Origin of the sequence: Bacillus sp. 005/A4HT-01/001 (assembly GCF_004634445.1) — a bacterium.
In the GTDB taxonomy this organism is placed as follows: Bacteria; Bacillota; Bacilli; order Bacillales; family Bacillaceae; genus Bacillus; species Bacillus altitudinis.
Map to the genome: position 1 here is coordinate 1 of NZ_SEIZ01000018.1, position 3040 is coordinate 3040.

Below are 3040 nucleotides of genomic sequence, written 5' to 3' on the forward strand. Positions count from 1 at the left end.
TTCACATTAGAATATAGGTTAAGTCCTCGATCTATTAGTATCTGTCAGCTCCACGTGTCACCACGCTTCCACCTCAGACCTATCAACCTGATCATCTTTCAGGGATCTTACTTCCTTGCGGAATGGGAAATCTCATCTTGAGGGGGGCTTCATGCTTAGATGCTTTCAGCACTTATCCCGTCCGCACATAGCTACCCAGCGATGCCCTTGGCAGAACAACTGGTACACCAGCGGTGCGTCCATCCCGGTCCTCTCGTACTAAGGACAGCTCCTCTCAAATTTCCTGCGCCCGCGACGGATAGGGACCGAACTGTCTCACGACGTTCTGAACCCAGCTCGCGTACCGCTTTAATGGGCGAACAGCCCAACCCTTGGGACCGACTACAGCCCCAGGATGCGATGAGCCGACATCGAGGTGCCAAACCTCCCCGTCGATGTGGACTCTTGGGGGAGATAAGCCTGTTATCCCCGGGGTAGCTTTTATCCGTTGAGCGATGGCCCTTCCATGCGGAACCACCGGATCACTAAGCCCGACTTTCGTCCCTGCTCGACTTGTAGGTCTCGCAGTCAAGCTCCCTTGTGCCTTTACACTCTGCGAATGATTTCCAACCATTCTGAGGGAACCTTTGGGCGCCTCCGTTACATTTTAGGAGGCGACCGCCCCAGTCAAACTGCCCACCTGACACTGTCTCCCTGCCCGATAAGGGCAGCGGGTTAGAAGGTCAATACAGCCAGGGTAGTATCCCACCGATGCCTCCACCGAAGCTAGCGCTCCGGTTTCCAAGGCTCCTACCTATCCTGTACAAGCTGTACCAACATTCAATATCAGGCTGCAGTAAAGCTCCACGGGGTCTTTCCGTCCTGTCGCGGGTAACCTGCATCTTCACAGGTACTATAATTTCACCGAGTCTCTCGTTGAGACAGTGCCCAGATCGTTGCGCCTTTCGTGCGGGTCGGAACTTACCCGACAAGGAATTTCGCTACCTTAGGACCGTTATAGTTACGGCCGCCGTTTACTGGGGCTTCAATTCGCACCTTCGCTTACGCTAAGCGCTCCTCTTAACCTTCCAGCACCGGGCAGGCGTCAGCCCCTATACTTCGCCTTACGGCTTCGCAGAGACCTGTGTTTTTGCTAAACAGTCGCCTGGGCCTATTCACTGCGGCTTCTCGGGGCTTTAACACCCTAAGAAGCACCCCTTCTCCCGAAGTTACGGGGTCATTTTGCCGAGTTCCTTAACGAGAGTTCTCTCGATCACCTTAGGATTCTCTCCTCGCCTACCTGTGTCGGTTTGCGGTACGGGCACCTCTCACCTCGCTAGAGGCTTTTCTTGGCAGTGTGGAATCAGGAACTTCGCTACTAAATTTCGCTCGCCATCACAGCTCAGCCTTCACGGGAAACGGATTTGCCTATTTCCCAGCCTAACTGCTTGGACGCGGATATCCAATACCGCGCTTACCCTATCCTCCTGCGTCCCCCCATTGCTCAAATGGTGAGGAGGTGGTACAGGAATATCAACCTGTTGTCCATCGCCTACGCCTTTCGGCCTCGGCTTAGGTCCCGACTAACCCTGAGCGGACGAGCCTTCCTCAGGAAACCTTAGGCATTCGGTGGACGGGATTCTCACCCGTCTTTCGCTACTCATACCGGCATTCTCACTTCTAAGCGCTCCACCAGTCCTTCCGGTCTGACTTCACTGCACTTAGAACGCTCTCCTACCACTGTTCGTAAGAACAGTCCGCAGCTTCGGTGATACGTTTAGCCCCGGTACATTTTCGGCGCAGAGTCACTCGACCAGTGAGCTATTACGCACTCTTTAAATGGTGGCTGCTTCTAAGCCAACATCCTGGTTGTCTAAGCAACTCCACATCCTTTTCCACTTAACGTATACTTTGGGACCTTAGCTGGCGGTCTGGGCTGTTTCCCTTTCGACTACGGATCTTATCACTCGCAGTCTGACTCCCAAGGATAAGTCATCGGCATTCGGAGTTTGACTGAATTCGGTAACCCGGTAGGGGCCCCTAGTCCAATCAGTGCTCTACCTCCGAGACTCTTACCTTGAGGCTAGCCCTAAAGCTATTTCGGAGAGAACCAGCTATCTCCAGGTTCGATTGGCATTTCACCCCTACCCACACCTCATCCCCGCACTTTTCAACGTGCGTGGGTTCGGGCCTCCATTCAGTGTTACCTGAACTTCACCCTGGACATGGGTAGATCACCTGGTTTCGGGTCTACGACCACGTACTCATGCGCCCTATTCAGACTCGCTTTCGCTGCGGCTCCGCATCTTCTGCTTAACCTTGCACGGGATCGTAACTCGCCGGTTCATTCTACAAAAGGCACGCCATCACCCGTTAACGGGCTCTGACTACTTGTAGGCACACGGTTTCAGGATCTATTTCACTCCCCTTCCGGGGTGCTTTTCACCTTTCCCTCACGGTACTGGTTCACTATCGGTCACTAGGGAGTATTTAGCCTTGGGAGATGGTCCTCCCGGATTCCGACGGAATTTCACGTGTTCCGCCGTACTCAGGATCCACTCTGGAGAGAACAACATTTCAGTTACAGGGCTGTTACCTTCTTTGGCGGGCCTTTCCAGACCTCTTCGCTTATATCGTTCCTTTGTAACTCCGTATAGAGTGTCCTACAACCCCAAGAGGCAAGCCTCTTGGTTTGGGCTGTTCCCGTTTCGCTCGCCGCTACTCAGGGAATCGCATTTGCTTTCTCTTCCTCCGGGTACTTAGATGTTTCAGTTCCCCGGGTATGCCTTCTCATACTCTATGTATTCAAGTATGGATACTACTCCATTACGAGCAGTGGGTTTCCCCATTCGGAAATCTCCGGATCAAAGCTTGCTTACAGCTCCCCGAAGCATATCGGTGTTCGTCCCGTCCTTCATCGGCTCCTAGTGCCAAGGCATCCACCGTGCGCCCTTTCTAACTTAACCATTTCTTACTTTAGAAAGAATCACTATGTGTGATGAACTTTGCATTGCATTCAATGTGAATGTATTACTTATTGTTATCTAGTTTTCAAAGAACA

Annotated in this window: 1 rRNA gene; it reads right to left on the bottom strand. The window is 52.5% G+C overall.

Going from position 1 to position 3040, the window contains the following annotated elements:
* Positions 1 to 14 precede the first annotated feature (14 nt).
* Positions 15 to 2945, bottom strand: a 23S ribosomal RNA gene (locus ES896_RS19930).
* Positions 2946 to 3040: the final 95 nt, after the last annotated feature.